At 59.2% G+C, this 1830-nt stretch carries 2 protein-coding genes and 2 pseudogenes; all 4 read right to left on the bottom strand.

Features of this window, described 5'->3' with window-relative positions:
• Nucleotides 1-128 precede the first annotated feature (128 nt).
• Complete coding sequence (locus tag G486_RS0116965) at nt 129-566, bottom strand: hypothetical protein (protein ID WP_027016593.1); 438 nt, start codon at nt 564-566, stop codon at nt 129-131.
• Entirely contained in the window at nt 566-1105 is a 540-nt protein-coding gene (locus G486_RS0116970; protein WP_027016594.1) for an RHS repeat-associated core domain-containing protein, read from the bottom strand. The genes G486_RS0116965 and G486_RS0116970 overlap by 1 nt, the downstream gene beginning before the upstream one ends.
• Nucleotides 1106-1255 (bottom strand): annotated as a pseudogene (locus G486_RS24820) (RHS repeat-associated core domain-containing protein); the annotation flags it as partial. It abuts the gene before it with no gap.
• Nucleotides 1256-1275: 20 nt separating this feature from the next.
• Nucleotides 1276-1401, bottom strand: a pseudogene (locus G486_RS24825) (RHS domain-containing protein); the annotation flags it as partial.
• Between the last annotated feature and the right edge of the window lie 429 nt (nt 1402-1830).

The following is a 1830-nucleotide window of genomic DNA, read 5'->3' on the forward strand; positions in this document are numbered from 1 at the left end:
ATGCAGTACGAGCAACGCTGGTACGAGGCACAGCGTAAAAAGGCCGCGTAGATCATGGGCTAAGAGCTACACAAAACAGGGGCAAGATCAATTGTTGGCATGGCCGCTCCTCAATAGTTCTTCGGCCATCAAGCAATGGCAACGTGGTTTTCGACACTCGCAACTTGCAATGCCCTCTCCTGCATGTGGTGCTGCTGCATATAGCGATTTGGTCGCTTCGGAAACTCAATCGAGAAGAACCTCCCTCTATGGAGGAAGATTTTCGCCCTCAACGTTTCTAGCTCCTCGGCGCGCAATAAAACAGTCGCAGCATGCAGGTCGGGCCGGTCAAGCTTGAACAGCGGCATGCCGCGATCTTCCCGATAGTAGAAGCACACCTTCGCGCCACCAGCTTGATGCTGAACGAACGAAACCGCTTCAAGCTGCGCGTCGAGAATGCGCTGACCTTCCTCCGGCAGCGAGGCTCTCCATGCATCAAGCACCTGACGTTCATAGGGCAACAGCTCTTTGCCTTTGAACAGGCGATTCCATGAATGCGCCACCCATTTGAGAATCGATCCGCTCATCACTGGCACGTGCAATCGTTCATACCCGCCCCGGCCGCGCCTGCGGCAGCACCAGCGGCCCCGCCTTTGTAGACGTTCGGAATCCGGTCAAGCTGCTGCAACCAAGCAGGGTATTTGTCGCCAAGATCACGCCAGCCTCGCGGATATCGGAAGGGATCGTGATAGTAGTGCTGGGCCGGCGTCACATAGTTACCATTCCACTTCGAACGCGGACCGCCCATGCGGTTCGGAATCCAGTGCGAGAACTCCTTGCCGGCTCCCTTGGCTCCTGCGGCTGCCCAGCCCGCCGCGCCACCTATAACCGTATCGACGGCAACGCCCGCCACCTCACCAGCGGTGTAATAACCCGAGCACTTGTTCACGGCACCATTCGTGCCCATCTGGTTACGAGCCCAATTGGTCAAACCGAGCGACAACGTATCCCCGAACCCTGCTGAGAAATCGACTGCACCTTGCGGGATCGGGTCGCCCCACGCCCACAGGCCATACGGGTCGTAATACGAAAGCGGATTCCCATTCACATAGGCATATTGATTCAATCCACCATCCAACCCAATCGGATCCTTAGATAAATATCTCCCCGTCTCCGGTTCGTAATACCGATAGCGGTTGTAATGCAGCCCTGTTTCTTCGTCATGGTACTGGCCCGGGAAGCGGATGTGGTTACTGGTGCTGCTGCCAGCATCCACCCTGGCCCCCCAAACGCGCCGTAGTCTGCTTCCCAGATGGTTTTCCCTTGGGCATCGGTCAGCTCCATGGGCGTGCCCAGGTGGTCGCACTGGTACCAGGCCAGCTCTGGCTGGGGGTCATCGGCGCTTTGTTTGCTCTGCACCATGGGCGTAAAACTGCCTGGCGCATAAAGGTAATCGGTCTGGCTTTGGGAGTCGCGCTCCAGCGCCAGGGTGTCTCCATCCCAGGCATAGAGCGTGGTGCCATAGCCGCGCTCGGCATTGCGCTTGTTGATTTGGGCTTTTTCATAGCCCGAGCCGGCGCCCGGTACGGGCGGTATGCGTGCGCTGGCGGTCTTGGCGATGCGCCGGCCTAATGCGTCGTAGCTGAATACCACTTGCAGTTCATGCTCGCGCGTCCAGCGGCGCAGGCGCCCGAACCCGTCCCATTCGAGTCGGATGCGCGGCCGGCCCGCCTCCTCGATGCTGATCAGGTTGCCGCGCGGATCGTAGCTGCGGCTTTGCTGGCTTTGGCCGATCTGGAATTGGCGCAGCAGGTTGTCCAGCAGCGCGGGCACAGGGGGCGGGTGCTGGTG

It is taken from the genome of Comamonas composti DSM 21721 (assembly GCF_000429845.1).
In the GTDB taxonomy this organism is placed as follows: Bacteria; Pseudomonadota; Gammaproteobacteria; order Burkholderiales; family Burkholderiaceae_C; genus Comamonas; species Comamonas composti.